Below are 16,197 nucleotides of genomic sequence, written 5' to 3'. Positions count from 1 at the left end.
AAAAGAGGCCGCGTATGATAGCCAATTTCCCGCCCGCGAGTAACCTGCCGCCGCACGCTTTGCGAAACCGGCGTCAGCCGCGACGGGCGGCGAAGGCCATCAGCTGACTGGCCAGATCCGCCTGCTCCGCCAGCCCGGCGCACCAGCGCTCGGCGTGAGCCCGCAGCGCCGGCAGCTGCGCCAGCAGGGCCGGCCAGGCCGCCCCGGGAGCCTCGGCACGGTTCCAGGCCAGCCAGACACGGCGCAGGTCGTCGGCCAGTTCGCGCTCCAGGCCGGCTTCATAGCGGTCCAGGAAGGCCTCCAGCTTGTGCAGGTGCGCTTCGTCGTCCTGCGGATAGATGTGCCAGAGCAGTGGCCGCGCGGCCCACTGTGCACGCACGAAGGAGTCCTCGCCGCGCACCGCGTTGAGGTCGCAGCACCAGAGCAGGCGGTCAAACGCCTGCTGGGACACGAACGGCAGGATCTGCACCGCCAGGCGTCCCCGTGAGTGCGTCTCGCCGGGCCGCAGCGCCGCGACACCCAGCCAGGCGCGCAGATCTTCCAGTACGCGCCCTTCCGGCACCAGCAGACGACTGGGCTCGACCGCCTCAGCCAGCGCTTGCAGCCAATCGCCCAGGGCCGGCAGCTCGTAGGCGAACAGCGAGATCAGGCGCTCATGGGCACGCGGCGCAACGCCCAGTCCGTGCAGGAAGGTCTGGCGCGCCGACGGATCAGCCTGGAAGGCGGCCCGCTGTGCCAGCAGCTCGCGCTCGCGCAGCAACCCGCCGGTGTCCGCCGCGAAGCCCGGGAAGAAGAAGTACTTGGTCAGACCGCTGGCCTGCAGGGACGGCAGCCCGTGGCAGCCGGCCACCCAGTCCTCCGCGCTCAGGTATTCCAGGTTCAGCCACAGCGGTGGCGGCACGCGCCGCGCCATGGCCGCCTCGAACGGCGCCGGCAGCCGGCAACCGAAGGCTTCGATGACCACCTCGGCGGGCTCGACGGGCGACCCGTCCGCATCCCAGCGGCAGATTTCCACGCCCGCCTGGAACTGCCGCGCGGCCCGCGGGTCGGCCTCCGGGCACAGGCGTGCGAAGGCCGCCAGGTCATCGACCCACAGGCGCACCCGCTGGTCATGCTCGCCCGCCAGCTGCCGCGCCAGGCGCCAGGTCACGCCGATGTCGCCGAAGTTGTCGACCACCGCACAAAAAATGTCCCAGCCTCGTGTCATGCGTCTCCCGCCCGTGCCACGCCGGACCACGCCGGCATTACCATCAGGCGCGCAGGATAACGCAGCCAGACCGTCTCCCGCCCACGCGAACAAAGCGAACCGGTCCGAGTCGAACAGGTCGCATCCTTGTCGACCCGAGCTTGCGTATACTGGCCACCCTTCTCACTGGAGTCCCCCCATGAACAAAGCCGAACTGATCGAGGCCATCGCGGCCTCCGCCGACCTGCCGAAATCCACCGCCGCCCGCGCCCTGGATGCCCTCACCGAGACCATCACCACCGCGCTGCGCGACGGTGACAGCGTTTCGCTGGTCGGCTTCGGCACCTTCGCCGTGAAGGAACGCGCCGCCCGCGAAGGTCGCAACCCGCAAACCGGCGCCACCCTGCAGATCGCCGCCGCGCGCCTGCCGGGCTTCAAGCCGGGCAAAGGCCTGCGCGACGCCGTGAACTGATCCATGCGCCGCCCCGGGAACCCGGGGCGGCGACCCGCTGTTTCCCACGTTTTCGCGCCGGGTCGACCCAGGCCCACCGCCCTCTTCCATGCCAATGCTCGATCTTCGCCGTCTGATTCTGCTCCTGAGCATCTGCGCAACCCTGCTGGTGCAAGCCTTTCTCCTGTATTCCGGTTACCAGCTGCAACGTCATCTGCTGATCGAGCGGACCCTGGAAACCAATCGCATCTATGCCGTGAAACTGGCTGAGCTGACCGAGGACTTTCTGTACGCCTCGCAGCGGCGCCTGGCCTTCAGCGCCAACCTGCTGCGCACCCGCCTGGACGATCCGGCCTTCGTCGCTGCCGAACTGGAGCGCCTGCGCCTGCAGCTCGACACCTTCAACTCCGTCTACCTGGTGAGTGCTGAAGGTACCCTGCGGGCCTTTTCCCCCCATGATCCGCAGCGGGCCGCCGAGCGCATCAGCGCCGGCTCGGAAGAGATCCTGCGGCGTCGCGAGCCGCTGGTCTCGCCCCCCTTCACCACCCGAGGAGGACGCCTGGTGGTGGCGCTCGCCCACCCGCTGTTCGACGACCAGGGGCAGTTCCGCGGCTACCTGGGCGGTTCCATGTACCTGCGCGAACCCAGCGTGCTGAACCGCATGCTGGGCAAGCATTACCACCGCGACGGCTCCTACCTCTACGCCTTCGCCCCTGACCGGCAAGTGCTCTATCACGATGATCCGCAATGGATCGGCCAGCGGATCGAGGCCAGCGAGATCACCCAGGCGGTGCTCGCCGGCCGCAGCGGCAGCCTGCAGCTGATCAGCGAAAAGGGCGAAGAGGTGCTGGCTGGCTACGCCACCGTGCGGGGCGCCGAATGGGGCGTGGTGACCCAGCGTCCGCTGGAAACGAGCCTGGCGGAACTGCGCCTGCTGGCCTGGGAGGTGGCGAGCTTCGTGCTGCCGTTCCTGCTGCTGGTGATGCTGGTGATCGGCTGGCTGTCGCTGATCATCGCCCAGCCCCTGCGCCAGCTGGCGAAGGGGGTGCAGCAGCCGGACGGCCTGCTGGCGGCCCAGGAGGTGCGCAAGGTCCGGTCCTGGTACTACGAGGCGACGCAGCTAAAGCGCTCGATTCTCAGCGGCCTGGAACTGCTCAACCGCAAGATCGGCAAGCTGAACCTGGAGTCCATCACCGATCCACTGACCGGACTGGTCAACCGGCGCGGCGCCCAGCTGGCCCTCGACGAATGGGAAGGCGATGCGCGCCCCTTCGCCGTGGTGCTGATGGATATCGACCACTTCAAGCAGGTCAACGACCAGCACGGCCACGACGTCGGCGACCGCACGCTGCAGTTCCTGGCCAGCCAGATCCGCAAGGTGGCGCGCGCCAGCGACGTGCTGTGCCGCAGCGGCGGCGAGGAATTCATGATGCTGCTGCCGGATACCGACCTGGACGATGCCGCCCAGGTCGCCGAGCGCCTGCGCCGGCTGATGGAGGAAACGGCCTCGCCCACCGGGCGCCCGGTGACGCTGTCTTTCGGCGTGGCGCACTATCCGCAGACCAGCCCTCTGCCGGAAAAGGTGCTCAAGGGTGCCGACGAGGCGATGTACCGGGCCAAGGAAGAGGGCCGTAACCGCGTGGTGCGCGCCCCCGGCTAGCGGCGCAGCAGGCGATCCGCCATGGCAATCACTTCACGGATCTGCTCTTCGGTGCGCGCATGCATCACCGCGCGGATGTGCTCATCCAGCAGGCCTTCGAGGATATGGCTGTTGTAGACGCGCAACGCGAACAGCGCGCTGGCCCGCAGGGTGGGCTCGGCCTTGTGGGATCGGGACGGGCGCTTCGGCGCCGTGGTTTCGTGCGACTGCGTTTCTGCACTGCTCATTTTTCAACTGCTCTTTGTGCTGCCACGGCCCTCAGGCCCTGGCTTTCGACGAAATAGACGTGCCTGGAACAGCAAAGCCCCGCCCAGTCGGCGTGCCGGGCACTCTTCCGTCTGTCGCAGAACTCCGTGAACCGGATCACAGGCGGCGAGTCTACCGTTCGTCCTGAACAGTCACAATGAATACATGGTCTTTCGCCCTGCCAGGTCTTTTTCCCGGCCAAAAAGAAACCCCGCCAGGGCGGGGTTTCGGGTGACGCGACCGAGGATCAATCCTCGCGATAGCGACGCAGCTTGAGGGCCTTGCCGGCAACGCGGGTGTCCTTGAGCTTGCCGAGCAGGCGGTCGAGGCCTTCTTCCGGCAGCTCGATCAGGCTGAAGGTTTCGCGGATCTGGATGCGACCGATGGCATCGCGGGCCAGACCACCCTCGTTGAGGATGGCACCGAGCAGGTTCTTCGCGGCGATGCCGTCACGGGTACCCAGGGCGGCGCGGCAACGCGCGCGACCTTCGGCAATCGGTGCCGGGGGACGACGCTCGGCACGCTCGCGGAATTCGCTACGCGCACTGCTGTCACGCTCGCGACGCTCGCGGGTCGGACCCGGAACCAGCGGTTGCTCGCGTTCCAGATCGGCCAGGCTCAGCGACTGACCATTGGTGGCCTTGCGCAGCAGCGCGGCGGCCAGGGCGTGCGGGGTGCAGTCCAGATCGCCGATCAGGCGGTCGAACAGCGCGCCATGGGTACCTTCGGCTTCGGCCAGCAGCGGACGCAGGGTTTCGGTGAGCTTGCGGATGCGGGCATCCAGCACCTGTTGCGGGCCGGGCAGCTGCGCTTCGGCAACCTTCTGACCGGTCACACGCTCGATCACCTGCAGCATGCGACGCTCGCGCGGGGTGACCAGCAGCAGCGCACGGCCTTCGCGACCGGCGCGGCCGGTACGACCGATGCGGTGCACGTAGGATTCCGGATCGTAGGGCATGTCCACGTTGAGCACGTGGGTGATGCGCGGCACGTCGATACCGCGAGCGGCCACGTCGGTGGCGATCACGATGTCCAGGACGCCGTTCTTCAGCGACTCGATGACTTTTTCACGCTGCGCCTGGGCGATGTCGCCGTTCAGGGCGGCGGCCTTGTAGCCCTTGGCTTCCAGCGCGGCGGCCAGATCCAGGGTGGCCTGCTTGGTGCGCACGAAGCCGATCAGCGCGTCGAAGTCTTCCACTTCCAGCAGACGGCAAACAGCGGCGACCTTCTGGTCGGCATGCACCATCACGTGGGCCTGCTCGATGCGGGCGACGGTCTGGGTCTTGGCGGCAATCTTGACGTGCTGCGGTTCGCGCAGGTGCTTCTCGGCGATGGCGCGGATCGAGTGCGGCAGGGTCGCGGAGAACAGCACGGTCTGGCGGCTGGCCGGCATGGCCTGGAAGATCACTTCCAGGTCGTCCATGAAGCCGAGCTTGAGCATTTCGTCGGCTTCGTCCAGCACCAGGAAGCCGATGGTCGACAGCAGCTGGTCGTTGCGGCTCAGGTGGTCGACGAGACGGCCCGGAGTGGCGACGATGATCTGCGCGCCCTGGCGCAGGGCCTTGAGCTGCGGGCCCATGGGCGCGCCGCCGTATACGGCGACCACGCTCACGCCAGGCAACTGGCTGGAGTAGGTTTCGCAGGCGGTGGCCACCTGCAGGGCCAGCTCGCGGGTCGGCGCCAGGATCAGCGCCTGGGGCTCGCGGCGGGCCGGGTCGATCCGGGACAGCATCGGCAGGCAGAACGCGGCGGTCTTGCCGGTACCGGTCTGTGCCTGGCCGATCATGTCATGGCCATTGAGAATGACCGGGATGGCCTGGGCCTGAATGGGGGACGGTTCTTCGTAGCCGGCTGCGACGATGGCGGACAGAACGGCGGGATGAATACCGAGCGCGGCGAAGCCGCCGGTTTCCTGAGTCATGGGGTTGCCTCTTTGCATTCGCAAACACCCATGAGCAAGACTGCGCATGCCGTGATCGACCTTGTGGGTCACCCTGGCAGCCTGGCGGCGAGGATTTGCGATGTGAATGAATGAAACGACGAAGGTAGGCCGCGGAGCGGACCTGTAGCGAAGCGATGCTTCGTGGAACCTGATCGGAGCCGCAATTGCGACCGGCGCGCACTATACCGGAAACGTGGCGCCTCTGCGCGCTTTTTTTGACGGACGTGCCGCCCTTTGGCGAGCATCCCGCGGAACACTCGCGGGTCACGGCCGGCACCCTCTACCCGGCGGTGCCGGCAGCCCAAACCCTGTGGGGCCGGCTTTACGCCGGCCGACGGAGTGTCGCCCGCGCCCCGGTGTCGGATTCAGCCCCGTCCAGCCGGGATCAACCCGGCCCTACAAGGTCAGCCCGCGCACGGCCGGCAGCCGCTGCCTAGGCGCCGCGCTGGCTGACCCGGAACTGGCCGACCAGTCGTTGCAGACGATTGGCGGTATGCCGCACCCGCTCGGCGCTGCCGGCCAGCCCGTCCAGGGTATGGCCCATGTCGCCGGCGGCCTGTTCCACGCCGCGGATGGTCTGCCCGTAATGCAGGCTGCGCTGGTTGAGCTGCTGGATGATCTCGAACATGCGCTGCACCCGCTCGTGCAACTGGCCGTTCTCCGCGCCTTCCGTCTCGCTGTGCTGCAGGCGCGCATCGACGTCCTTGACCCCGGCTTCCATGCTTTGCACTTCGCGCCGGGTTTCGGCCTGCAGGCTTTCCACCAGGGTGCCGATGTTCTCGGCGGCCTGGGCGGTGCGCTGCGCCAGGGTGCGCACCTCGCCGGCGACCACGGCGAAACCGCGCCCGTGATCGCCGGCGCGCGCCGCCTCGATGGCCGCGTTGAGCGCCAGCAGGTTGGTCTGTGCGGTGATGTCGGCGATCAGCCCGACGATGCCGTCGATCTCCGCCATGCGGCTGTCCAGGCGCTGCACGCCGAGGGCGGAACGCTCCATCACGTCGCGGATTGAGCGGGTGCCGCTGCGCACCTGCTCGAAGCGTTCGCGGGCGCCGGCCACCACTGCGTCCATGGCGCTCTTCATCTCGCCGGCCGTGCTGGCCGCCTGCTGGATCTCGCCCAGTTGCTCCTCGACCAGCAGCAGCAGCCGGTGGATCTCCTCGTTGACGCCGCGACTGGTGCCAGCCGCCTCGCCGCTGCGCTCCAGCATCCGCGCGTTGGTGTCGCGCACCTGGGCGGAAACCTGGATGACCTCGCCCACCAGGTTGTCCAGGCTGTCGATCAGGCTGTTGATCCAGCGGCCCATGTCGCCGCTCTCGTCGTTGCCCAGCGGCGCCCGGTCCAGACGCTGACTGAGGTTGCCGCCGCCCTCGGCGATGGTGCGCACCACGCCGGTCATGCGCCGCAGGCGCGCGGCCAGGCGGTTCGGCCCGAATGCGGCGAAGGCCCCGGCACCGAGCAGCAGCAGGCCGAAATCCATGGCGTCCAGCGCCCAGCCGGAGAGCCCGCCGAGGTGCTGCAGGCCGACGCGCAGGCCGAACAGCGTCAGCACGGTGGCCAGGTAGGTCTTCATCAAGCCGTAAGCCAGTGAGCGGCGCCGGTAGACCTCTTCCAGATCGGCCTCGCACATCATGCCCCAGCGATCCGGCGAGCCAGGCAACTGGAAGGTGACGCCCTTGCCGATCACCGGGATGTGCCGGTAGTCCGAGTAGCCCGGATAGCTGACGAACAGATTCTGGCCGCGCGCGATGGTTTCGCGCACGCCGGGGTGCAGCTCACCGGTGGCCGGATCGGTGAAGCGCAGCTCCAGCTCGGTATGGCGCTGCACGCGCACCGTGCCCCAGGCGGTATGCACGCCGCCCTTGAGGTTCTCGCCGAGGCTGAAGGTGTCGTCCTCGAAGCGCGAGCGCGACAGTGCGGTGCCGACCGCGATCGCCGGGTCAAAGCGCGACTCGACCATGAACAGGTAGTTGTCGCCGGAGTCCGGATAGACATGCCCGGCTTCGCGCTGGATCAGATCACCCAGCACATCGTTGGGCACCCGCGCGCACAGGCAACCCTGGCTCCGACCGTCGACCAGGATCGGCTGGAAGAACATCAGCGTGACTGCATCATGGAAACGCGAGCTGCTGGCGCCCAGGCGTTCGGTCCAGGGGTCGCGATACGGGCCGTGCAGGAAGGGCTTGCGCAGACCCTCCGCGAGTGCGCGCGGCGCGGTATCGGTCTGGCCTATGCGCGCTTCGCTGCTGGAGGCCAGCACCCGGCCGGCCGCGTCCACCACGAACAGCTCCGAGCAGTCCGCCAGTTGCCGCTGCTCGTCGCGCAGGCGCAGCGGGTCGGGGGTCGGCCAGTCCGCGCCCATTCCCTGCGCCAGCTCGCCCAGACGCGTCCAGTGCGCCTCGCTCCACTGCTGGAGCCTTTTCATGCGCGTCTGGGCGATGCCCTCGAACGTCTGTTCCAGCTCCGCCGCCAGCCCGCGGTTCAGCCAGCAGGCCCAGCCCATGGCCAGGCGGCCGGTCTTGCCGAACCAGGGCAACCAGCCGCGCTCGGCGGCCGACAGATTCATGTATGCACTCGAATGGGACATCGGGGAATTCCTTGCGACCGACAGCGGTAACCTTCGGTGCAGAGCAATTCCCGGACCAGCTTCCCGGGCCCGAAACCGCCCCGAACCGGTGCGTTTCGCACCAGTTCAGGGCCAAGTGCCACTATCGTCGCACCATCAGGGTGCGTCAGCTGGCGGGCCGGATCGCCTCGATCAAAGACGCCAGGCTATAGCCCAGGCGCGGCTGCAGGGCCTGGGCGCGCTCACGCAATGCCGCGAAGTCCAGGGTCTGCTCCAGCTCGGCGGGCACCAGCAGGGCGACGTTGCCCTCCTTCACCGGACATTCCCAGTAATGGTGATGGAACAGCCCGCGCAGCAGCGCGGCACCCAGCGGCTTGCCATCGTCGGTGGCCCACTGGTTGATGATCAGCCAGCCGCCCGGGTTGAGCTTAGCCTGGCAGGCTTCCAGGAATTTCCAGGCCAGGTGCCCGGGGCCGGGGCCGAGGTCGGTGTACAGGTCGACGAACAGCAGGTCGGGCCGCTCGGCGCTGTCCAGCAGCTCCAGGGCGTCGCCGATGCGGATGGTCAGGCGCGGATCGTCGTCCAGCCCGAGGTATTCCATGGCCAGGCGCGGCACGTCCGGGCGCAGCTCGATGACTTCCACATCGTCCAGCGCCAGGAACTTCAGGCACGCCTGAGTCAGGTTGCCGGCACCCAGGCCGAGAAACAGCGCCGATTCCGGCGCCGGGTGGGCCAGCGCACCGAGCAGCATGGCGCGGGTGTAGTCGTACTCCAGCCAGGCCGGGTCGGCGGTGAACACGCAGCTCTGCTCCACCTGATCGCCGAACTCCAGGAAGCGGTAGTCGCCCATTTCCACCACACGGATCAGGCCATAGGCGTCACGCACCTCGGCCAGCAGCCGTTCTTCCTGCACATCCGGCACGCCCGGCGGCGTCTGTTCACTACTCATCGCGTCATACAACCTGCTTGCAACCGGCCAGGGCGGCCGAAGGGGGTGCCTATGCTTGCCAAAGCGCGCGGGAAACACAATCGCAACCCCTTCATCGGAGCGCAATCGGCATGGAGTAGCATAGGCGGCGTCATTTCCAAGCCGCCGAAGAGAGCATGATGTCGCAACCCTGGACCCCCGACAGCTGGAGAAGCCGATCCATCCAGCAGCAACCCGACTACCCCGACGCCGCCCATCTCGCCCGCGTGGAAAACACCCTGGCCGGCTACCCGCCGCTGGTGTTCGCCGGCGAGGCCCGCGAGCTGCGCCGCCAGTTCGCCGAGGTCACCCAGGGCCGCGCCTTCCTGCTGCAGGGCGGCGACTGCGCGGAAAGCTTTGCGGAATTCTCCGCCGCCAAGATCCGCGACACCTTCAAGGTGCTGCTGCAGATGGCCATCGTCATGACCTTCGCCGCCGGCTGCCCGGTGGTGAAGATCGGCCGCATGGCCGGCCAGTTCGCCAAGCCGCGCTCGTCCGGCGAGGAAACCCAGGGCGGCGTCACCCTGCCCGCCTACCGGGGGGACATCGTCAATGGCATCGAGTTCGACACCCGCAGCCGCGTGCCGGATCCGGAGCGCCTGATCCAGGCCTACAACCAGTCCACCGCCACCCTCAACCTGCTGCGCGCCTTCGCCCAGGGCGGTTTCGCCGACGTGCACCAGGTGCACCAGTGGAACCTGGATTTCATCGCCAATTCGGCGCTGGCCGAGAAGTACCAGCAGTTGGCCGGCCGCCTCGACGAGACGCTGGCGTTCATGCGCGCCTGCGGCCTGGACGGCGTGCCGCAGCTGCGCGAGGCGAGCTTCTTCACCGCCCACGAGGCACTGCTGCTCAACTATGAGCAGGCCTTCGTGCGCCGCGACAGCCTGAGCGGCGACTGGTACGACTGTTCCGCGCACATGCTGTGGATCGGCGACCGCACCCGCCAGCCGGACGGCGCGCACGTGGAATTCCTGCGCGGGGTGGGCAACCCGATCGGCGTGAAGATCGGCCCGAGCACCCAGCCGGACGAGCTGCTGCGCCTGATCGACATCCTCAACCCGGAGAACGATCCGGGCCGCCTCAACCTGATCGTGCGCATGGGCGCCGGCAAGGTCGAGCAGCACCTGCCGCGCCTGATCCGCGCCGTCACCGAAGAGGGCCGCCTGGTGCTGTGGAGTTCCGATCCCATGCACGGCAACACCATCAAGGCCGGCGCCTACAAGACCCGCGACTTCGCCAGCGTGCTGCAGGAAGTGCGCGAATTCTTCGCCGTGCACCGCGCCGAGGGCAGCTACCCGGGCGGCATCCACATCGAGATGACCGGCCAGAACGTCACCGAGTGCATCGGCGGCTGCCGGCCAATTACCGAGGCTGGGCTGTCGGATCGCTACCACAGCCACTGCGATCCGCGCCTGAACGCCGACCAGTCGCTGGAGCTAGCGTTCATGATCGCCGAGAGCCTGAAAGGGCTGGGGTAGTAGCGGAGCCTCCGGCCGCCAATGGTGGCCAACGCGTTGCGTTGGCCACCCCTACGGTCGGTGTCGCGATCAACCGATCACCGAAAATTTCGTTAGGCTGCTTCCTTTCTCCGCGCCACCTGCAGCATCATGCGGCAGTTCGTCCCAGCCACAGCGTGCAGCCCCCATGAGCGCAGCCCGGTTGCGCGATCCCGCGCAAGTCCTTGTCCTGATCGTCTTCACCGCCCTGATCTACTTCTGCACCGGCCTGCCGCTGGCGGTGCTGCCCGGCTATGTGCATGACAGCCTCGGTTATGGCTCGGCGCTGGCCGGGCTGGTGATCAGCGCCCAGTACCTCACCACCCTGCTCGCCCGCCCGCTGACCAGCAGCCTGTGCGACCGGCTGGGTCCGCGCCGCGCGGTGACCTATGGCCTGTTGGCCTGCGGGCTGAGCGGCCTGCTGACGCTGCTGGCGATCCGCCTGGACAGCCTGCCGGCCGTCACCCTGGGCGGCCTGCTGCTGGGTCGCGTGCTGCTGGGGGCCGCCCAGGGCCTGATGGGCACCGGCGCGCTGAGCTGGGCCATCGCCCGCGCCGGGGTGGAACACACCGCCCGGGTGATTTCCTGGAACGGCATCGCCGTCTACGGCGCCATCGCCATCGGCGCCCCGCTCGGCATGGCCCTGGCCGATCGCTTCGGCGCCTGGACACTGGGTGCCATCACCCTCGCGCTGGCGCTTGGCGGTCTGCCGCTGATCCGCCGCCAGGCGGCCCTGCCGGTCAGCGTCGAGGCCCGCCTGCCCTTCCGCCGCGTGTTCGGTCGCGTGTTGCCCGGCGGCATGACCCTGGCGCTGGGCACGCTCGGCTACGGCACGCTGTCGACCTTCGTGGCGCTGTATTTCACCAGTCGTGGCTGGGACGGCGCCGGCTACGCGCTGAGCGCCTTCGGCGCCGCCTTCATCGGCGCACGGCTGGTATTTTCCGACAGCATCGGCCGCTGGGGCGGCTACCGGGTGGCGCTGGCCTGTCTGGGTGTGGAGCTGCTCGGGCTGTTGCTGATCTGGCTGGCGCCGGGCCCGGCGCTGGTGTTCGCCGGCGCGGCGCTGACCGGGCTGGGCCTGTCGCTGCTATACCCGGCGCTGGCGGTGGAGGTCATCCAGCAGGTACCGGCCTCGAATCGCAGCTCGGCGCTGGGCGCCTTTGCGCTGTTCTTCGATCTGGCCCTGGGCCTGGCCGGCCCGCTGATGGGACTGCTGGTGCCGCTGAGCGGCCTGGCGGGCCTGTTCGCGATCTCCGCGCTGTTTGCGCTGATCGGTCTGGGGATGGGGGTTCGGCTGCTGCTGGGAGCGCAACGCGGTTAAGGGCGCTGGCGCCATACGGTGCACTTCCGCAGCCCCGCCGGCCGGCGTAAAGCCGGCCCTACAGGAGCAATTCCTCGGCCCGGATTGGTGTCCATCCTTGTAGGGCCGGGTTTATCCCGGCCAAGGGCGGCAGCCGCCCCCGGCGCACAGCCTCGGCTCCGTCGGCCGGCGTAAAGCCGGCCCTACAGGAGCAATTCCTCGGCCCGGATTGGTGCCCATCCCGTGTAGGGCCGGGTTTATCCCGGCCAAGGGCGGCAGCCGCCGCCCCCGGTGCCCAGCCTCAGATCAGCGCCAACCCACGAGCCAGGTCGTTGCGGATGTCATCCACGTCTTCCAGGCCAACGGCGACACGGATCAGGCTGTCGCTGATCCCGGCGGCGGCGCGCGCCTCGGCACTGAGGCGGCCGTGGGAGGTGCTGGCCGGGTGCGCGATGGTGGTCTTGGTGTCGCCCAGGTTGGTGGTGATGGAGATCATGCGGGTCGCATCGATCACCTTCCAGGCGTTCTCCTTGCCGCCCTTCACCTCGAAGCTCACCACGGCACCGAAACCGCTCTGCTGACGCTTGGCCAGCGCGTGCTGCGGATGGCTGGGCAGGCCTGCGTAGTAGACGCGTTCGACCTGCGGCTGCCGCTCCAGCCACTCGGCGATGGCCTGGGCGCTGGCGCAGTGGGCCTGCATGCGCACCCTGAGGGTTTCCAGGCCCTTGATGAACAGCCAGGCGTTGAACGGGCTGAGCGTCGGGCCGGCGGTGCGCAGGAAGCCGACCACCTCCTGCATCAGCTTGGCGGAACCGACCACCACGCCGCCCAGGCAGCGACCCTGGCCGTCGATGTACTTGGTGGCCGAGTGGATGACGATATCGGCGCCCAGCGCCAGCGGCTTCTGCAGCACCGGGGTGCAGAAGCAGTTGTCCACCGCCAGCAGCGCGCCGTGGGCGTGGGCCACTTCGGCCAGTGCGGCGATGTCCACCAGCTCGGCCAGCGGGTTGGACGGCGATTCGACGATGAACAGCCTGGTGTTCGGCTTGCAGGCCGCCGCCCAGGCATCCAGGTCGGCCAGCGGCGGGTAGTCCACCGTGATGCCGAAGCGCTTGAAGTACTTGTCGAACAGGCTGATGGTGGAACCAAACACGCTGCGCGACACCAGCACATGGTCGCCGGCGCTGCACAGGCTCATCACCATGGCGAGGATGGCTGCCATGCCGGAGGCGGTGCCGACCGCCTGCTCGGCCCCTTCCATGGCGGCGATGCGCTCCTCGAAGGTGCGCACCGTGGGATTGGTGTAGCGGGAGTAGACATTGCCGGGCTGTTCGCCGGCGAAGCGCGCGGCGGCATCGGCCGCGCTGCGGAACACGTAGCTGGAGGAGAGGAACAGCGCCTCGCTGTGCTCACCCTCGGGCGTGCGGTGCTGTCCCGCACGCACCGCCAGGGTATCCAGACCCGCGTCGCTCAGATCACTGTCGAGCCGGCCGGCATCCCATTCTTTCGTCATTGCATTACACCTTGGGTGGCGGCGCATTCGGCACGGCGACCGCGCCGCCGCCCGGGTGCGTCGGATCAGTTGTTGTACAGGTCGATGATCGCGTTGACCGCGTTCTGCTTGCTCTTGGTCAGGTCGTTGCGCGCCTGGTCGATGCGCTGCAGATAGGCCTCGTCCACGTCGCCGGTGACGTACTTGCCATCGAACACCGCGCAGTCGAACTCGTCGATCTTCACCTTGCCGCCGCCTACCGCTTCCTTGAGATCGGCCAGATCCTGGTAGACCAGCCAGTCGGCGCCGATCAGCTCGGCCACCTGTTCGGCGGTGCGGTTGTGGGCGATCAGCTCATGGGCGCTGGGCATGTCGATGCCGTACACGTTCGGGTAGCGCACTTCCGGCGCGGCCGAGCAGAAGTAGACCTTCTTGGCGCCGGCGTCGCGGGCCATCTGGATGATCTGCTTGCAGGTGGTGCCGCGCACGATGGAGTCGTCCACCAGCATGACGTTCTTGCCACGGAACTCGAGGTCGATGGCGTTGAGCTTCTGGCGCACCGACTTCTTGCGCGCCGCCTGGCCGGGCATGATGAAGGTGCGGCCGATGTAGCGGTTCTTCACGAAGCCCTCGCGGAACTTCACGCCCAGGTGGTTGGCCAGCTCGAGCGCCGAGGTACGGCTGGTGTCGGGGATCGGGATGATCACATCGATGTCGTGGTCCGGCCGCTCGCGGCGGATCTTCTCGGCCAGCTTCTCGCCCATGCGCAGGCGCGCCTTGTACACCGACACGCCGTCCATGATGGAGTCGGAACGCGCCAGGTAGACGTACTCGAAGATGCACGGGGTCAGATGCGGATTCTGTGCGCACTGGCGGGTGAACAGCTTGCCGTCCTCGGTGATGTACACCGCTTCACCCGGGGCCAGGTCGCGGATCACCGTGAAGCCCAGCACGTCGAGGGCAACGCTTTCCGAGGCGATCATGTACTCGACGCCTTCGTCGGTGTGACGCTGACCGAAGACGATCGGGCGAATGCCGTTCGGGTCGCGGAAGCCCACCAGGCCGTAGCCGGTGACCATGGCCACCACGGCGTAACCGCCACGGCAACGCTCGTGCACCTTGGAAACGGCGGCGAAGATGTCCTCTTCGCTGGGGCGCAGCTTGCCGCGCAGCGCCAGCTCGTGCGCGAACACGTTGAGCAGCACTTCGGAGTCGGAATTGGTGTTCACGTGACGCAGGTCGGCGGCGTAGATCTCCTGCGCCAGCTGTTCGACGTTGGTCAGGTTGCCGTTGTGCGCCAGGGTGATGCCATAGGGCGAGTTCACGTAGAACGGCTGCGCCTCGGCGGAGCTGGAGCTACCGGCGGTCGGGTAGCGCACATGGCCGATGCCGATGGCACCCTCCAGTTCCTGCATGTGGCGCTGACGGAACACGTCACGCACCAGGCCGTTTTCCTTGCGCATGTGCAGGTGACCGTTTTCACAGGTCACGATGCCGGCGGCATCCTGGCCGCGGTGCTGGAGCACGGTAAGCGCGTCATACAGCGCCTGATTGACGTTCGACTTGCCGACGATACCGACGATGCCACACATGTGACGCAACCTCACTCATGAATCATGGAGAGAGCCAGGGCTCTCTGTTAGCGACCAGCCGCGCCGAATTGCTGCGCGGCGGCTGAACCTTCGATCATCCACTGACCAACGTTGTTGAGGATCAGGTTCTTGGACCAGTCCGCCACCATCAGGAAGTGCGGTACCAGGGAAGACTCCCGCCACCAGTTGTCCTGCTGTACCGGCGCCAGACTGAGCAGCCCGACCAGCACCACGACCAGCAGCGCACCACGGGCCACGCCGAAGACCATGCCCAGCAGCCGGTCGGTGCCGGTCAGGCCGGTGGCGCGCACCAGCTCGCCAAACAGGAAGCTGATCAGCGCGCCGACCAGCAGCGTGGCCACGAACAGGATGGCGCAGGCGGCGATGGTGCGCGCGGATGGTGTCTCGATATAGCCACCCAGGTGCTCGGCCAGCGCGCCACCGAACAGCCAGGCAATGGCGCCGGCAACGATCCAGATGACCAGTGACAGGGCTTCCTTGATGAAGCCGCGCCGGAGGCTGATCAACCCGGAAACCAGTATGACGGCGATGATTGCCCAATCGACCCAGGAAAACGACACGGTGATGGAGGCCAGCGAGGAAAAGGGGCCGGCATTTTAACAGAGCCGCTGGCCAGCGGTAAGCAGCGGCCTGCATGCAGCAGGCCCTCGACAGCGTGTTCGTCAGCCGCGCTCGGGCTGGAAGCGCACCACCTTGCCGTCCAGCTTGTGCTGGCGATGCAACTGGTCGCGCAGGCGCTTGGCCTCGGCGCTCTCGATGACCGGTCCGACGAACACCCGGTTCCAGCTCTCGAAGGTACGCACGTAGGCGTTGTAGCCCTGGGCGCGCAGGGTTTTCTGCAGTTTCAGCGCATTGTCGCGATTGCTGAAACTCGCCAGCTGCACGGACCAGGTAACCGGCAGGTTGTTGGCATCCAGTCGCGCTTCGGGCGCCTTGCGCACCGCCGGCGCCGGTTCGGCGGCGGCCTTCGGCGCGGGAGCGGGCGTGACACGCGGCTCGGCGGAACTGACCGGCGGCAGCGGCAGCGCACCGATCGGTGCGGCCGGCTCGGCCGGCACCGGCTCATCCGGCAGGGGCTCGGGAATCGGGACCGGCACCGTGCGGATGTCCGGCAGTGCCGGCATCGGCGGCATGGGCGGCGCCTCGACCCGCACATGCCGCAACTCGTCCTCACGGGTCAGCAGCATGGGCAGGAAGATCACCGCCAGCGCCACCAGCACCAGCGCGCCGACGATTCGTTGCTTGAGTCCCCGGTCCAGCAAAGCCATCTCACACTCC

The 16,197-nt window shown here is 67.9% G+C and carries 13 protein-coding genes; 4 read left to right on the top strand and 9 right to left on the bottom strand.

The genetic code is table 11. From position 1 onward, the window contains the following. Positions 1-73: 73 nt before the first annotated feature. Positions 74-1,207, bottom strand: a complete 1,134-nt coding sequence (gene earP, locus VL129_RS03100) for an elongation factor P maturation arginine rhamnosyltransferase EarP (RefSeq protein ID WP_325409960.1) — start codon at positions 1,205-1,207, stop codon at positions 74-76. A 178-nt stretch (positions 1,208-1,385) separates the two neighbouring features. On the opposite strand from earP, the gene VL129_RS03095 reads away from it, so the two are divergent. Further along, on the top strand, positions 1,386-1,658 hold the full coding sequence (locus tag VL129_RS03095) for an HU family DNA-binding protein (protein WP_325409958.1): 273 nt from the start codon (positions 1,386-1,388) through the stop codon (positions 1,656-1,658). Between the two features lie 88 nt (positions 1,659-1,746). Then, on the top strand, positions 1,747-3,297 hold the full coding sequence (locus tag VL129_RS03090) for a GGDEF domain-containing protein (protein WP_325409956.1): 1,551 nt from the start codon (positions 1,747-1,749) through the stop codon (positions 3,295-3,297). On the opposite strand, the gene VL129_RS03085 is transcribed toward VL129_RS03090, so the two are convergent. The 4 genes from VL129_RS03085 to VL129_RS03070 all read right to left on the bottom strand — a co-directional run bounded on the left by VL129_RS03085 (position 3,294) and on the right by VL129_RS03070 (position 8,997). Continuing rightward, positions 3,294-3,524: a hypothetical protein gene (locus tag VL129_RS03085; protein WP_325409954.1), complete on the bottom strand. Its 231-nt coding sequence runs from the start codon at positions 3,522-3,524 to the stop codon at positions 3,294-3,296. The genes VL129_RS03090 and VL129_RS03085 overlap by 4 nt on opposite strands. A gap of 266 nt (positions 3,525-3,790) precedes the next feature. Continuing rightward, the gene (locus VL129_RS03080) at positions 3,791-5,464 is read right to left on the bottom strand and encodes a DEAD/DEAH box helicase (protein ID WP_475491196.1); all 1,674 of its coding nucleotides are present in this window, start codon (positions 5,462-5,464) and stop codon (positions 3,791-3,793) included. Between the two features lie 454 nt (positions 5,465-5,918). Next, on the bottom strand, positions 5,919-6,479 hold the full coding sequence (locus VL129_RS17110) for a methyl-accepting chemotaxis protein (RefSeq protein WP_414705121.1): 561 nt from the start codon (positions 6,477-6,479) through the stop codon (positions 5,919-5,921). A gap of 1,735 nt (positions 6,480-8,214) precedes the next feature. Next, on the bottom strand, positions 8,215-8,997 hold the full coding sequence (locus VL129_RS03070; protein ID WP_414705120.1) for a spermidine synthase: 783 nt from the start codon (positions 8,995-8,997) through the stop codon (positions 8,215-8,217). Between the two features lie 158 nt (positions 8,998-9,155). Here VL129_RS03070 and VL129_RS03065 point away from each other — a divergent pair, with 158 nt between their 5' ends. After that, positions 9,156-10,496, top strand: coding sequence for a class II 3-deoxy-7-phosphoheptulonate synthase (locus VL129_RS03065; RefSeq protein ID WP_325409950.1), 1,341 nt, complete (start codon positions 9,156-9,158; stop codon positions 10,494-10,496). Positions 10,497-10,662: 166 nt separating this feature from the next. Then, positions 10,663-11,835, top strand: a complete 1,173-nt coding sequence (locus VL129_RS03060; RefSeq protein WP_325409948.1) for an MFS transporter — start codon at positions 10,663-10,665, stop codon at positions 11,833-11,835. 280 nt (positions 11,836-12,115) lie between these two features. Here VL129_RS03060 and VL129_RS03055 read toward each other — a convergent pair whose 3' ends face one another. From VL129_RS03055 to VL129_RS03040, 4 genes are all read right to left on the bottom strand, one after another. Then, positions 12,116-13,327, bottom strand: a complete 1,212-nt coding sequence (locus tag VL129_RS03055) for an O-succinylhomoserine sulfhydrylase (protein WP_325409946.1) — start codon at positions 13,325-13,327, stop codon at positions 12,116-12,118. Between the two features lie 65 nt (positions 13,328-13,392). Further along, a complete protein-coding gene (gene purF / locus VL129_RS03050; RefSeq protein ID WP_325409944.1) occupies positions 13,393-14,898 on the bottom strand; it encodes an amidophosphoribosyltransferase in 1,506 nt (501 codons plus the stop codon). Between the two features lie 47 nt (positions 14,899-14,945). Then, positions 14,946-15,479, bottom strand: a complete 534-nt coding sequence (locus VL129_RS03045) for a CvpA family protein (protein ID WP_325409942.1) — start codon at positions 15,477-15,479, stop codon at positions 14,946-14,948. 102 nt (positions 15,480-15,581) lie between these two features. Continuing rightward, positions 15,582-16,187: an SPOR domain-containing protein gene (locus VL129_RS03040; protein WP_325409940.1), complete on the bottom strand. Its 606-nt coding sequence runs from the start codon at positions 16,185-16,187 to the stop codon at positions 15,582-15,584. Positions 16,188-16,197: the final 10 nt, after the last annotated feature.

Origin of the sequence: Pseudomonas sp. (genome assembly GCF_035497915.1) — a bacterium.
Classification (GTDB): Bacteria; Pseudomonadota; Gammaproteobacteria; order Pseudomonadales; family Pseudomonadaceae; genus Serpens.
This window is presented reverse-complemented; position numbering and strand designations above follow the sequence as displayed.

Excerpts from the sequence above, each read along its gene's own strand:
- VL129_RS03080 (WP_475491196.1), bottom strand. The coding sequence starts at position 5,464 with ATGACTCAGGAAACCGGCGGCTTCGCCGCGCTCGGTATTCATCCCGCC.
- VL129_RS03055 (WP_325409946.1), bottom strand. The coding sequence starts at position 13,327 with ATGACGAAAGAATGGGATGCCGGCCGGCTCGACAGTGATCTGAGCGAC.
- VL129_RS03060 (WP_325409948.1), top strand. The coding sequence starts at position 10,663 with ATGAGCGCAGCCCGGTTGCGCGATCCCGCGCAAGTCCTTGTCCTGATC.
- earP (WP_325409960.1), bottom strand. The coding sequence starts at position 1,207 with ATGACACGAGGCTGGGACATTTTTTGTGCGGTGGTCGACAACTTCGGC.
- VL129_RS03070 (WP_414705120.1), bottom strand. The coding sequence starts at position 8,997 with ATGAGTAGTGAACAGACGCCGCCGGGCGTGCCGGATGTGCAGGAAGAA.
- VL129_RS03090 (WP_325409956.1), top strand. The coding sequence starts at position 1,747 with ATGCCAATGCTCGATCTTCGCCGTCTGATTCTGCTCCTGAGCATCTGC.
- VL129_RS03040 (WP_325409940.1), bottom strand. The coding sequence starts at position 16,187 with ATGGCTTTGCTGGACCGGGGACTCAAGCAACGAATCGTCGGCGCGCTG.
- VL129_RS17110 (WP_414705121.1), bottom strand. The coding sequence starts at position 6,479 with ATGGAGCGTTCCGCCCTCGGCGTGCAGCGCCTGGACAGCCGCATGGCG.
- VL129_RS03095 (WP_325409958.1), top strand. The coding sequence starts at position 1,386 with ATGAACAAAGCCGAACTGATCGAGGCCATCGCGGCCTCCGCCGACCTG.
- VL129_RS03065 (WP_325409950.1), top strand. The coding sequence starts at position 9,156 with ATGTCGCAACCCTGGACCCCCGACAGCTGGAGAAGCCGATCCATCCAG.
- purF (WP_325409944.1), bottom strand. The coding sequence starts at position 14,898 with ATGTGTGGCATCGTCGGTATCGTCGGCAAGTCGAACGTCAATCAGGCG.
- VL129_RS03085 (WP_325409954.1), bottom strand. The coding sequence starts at position 3,524 with ATGAGCAGTGCAGAAACGCAGTCGCACGAAACCACGGCGCCGAAGCGC.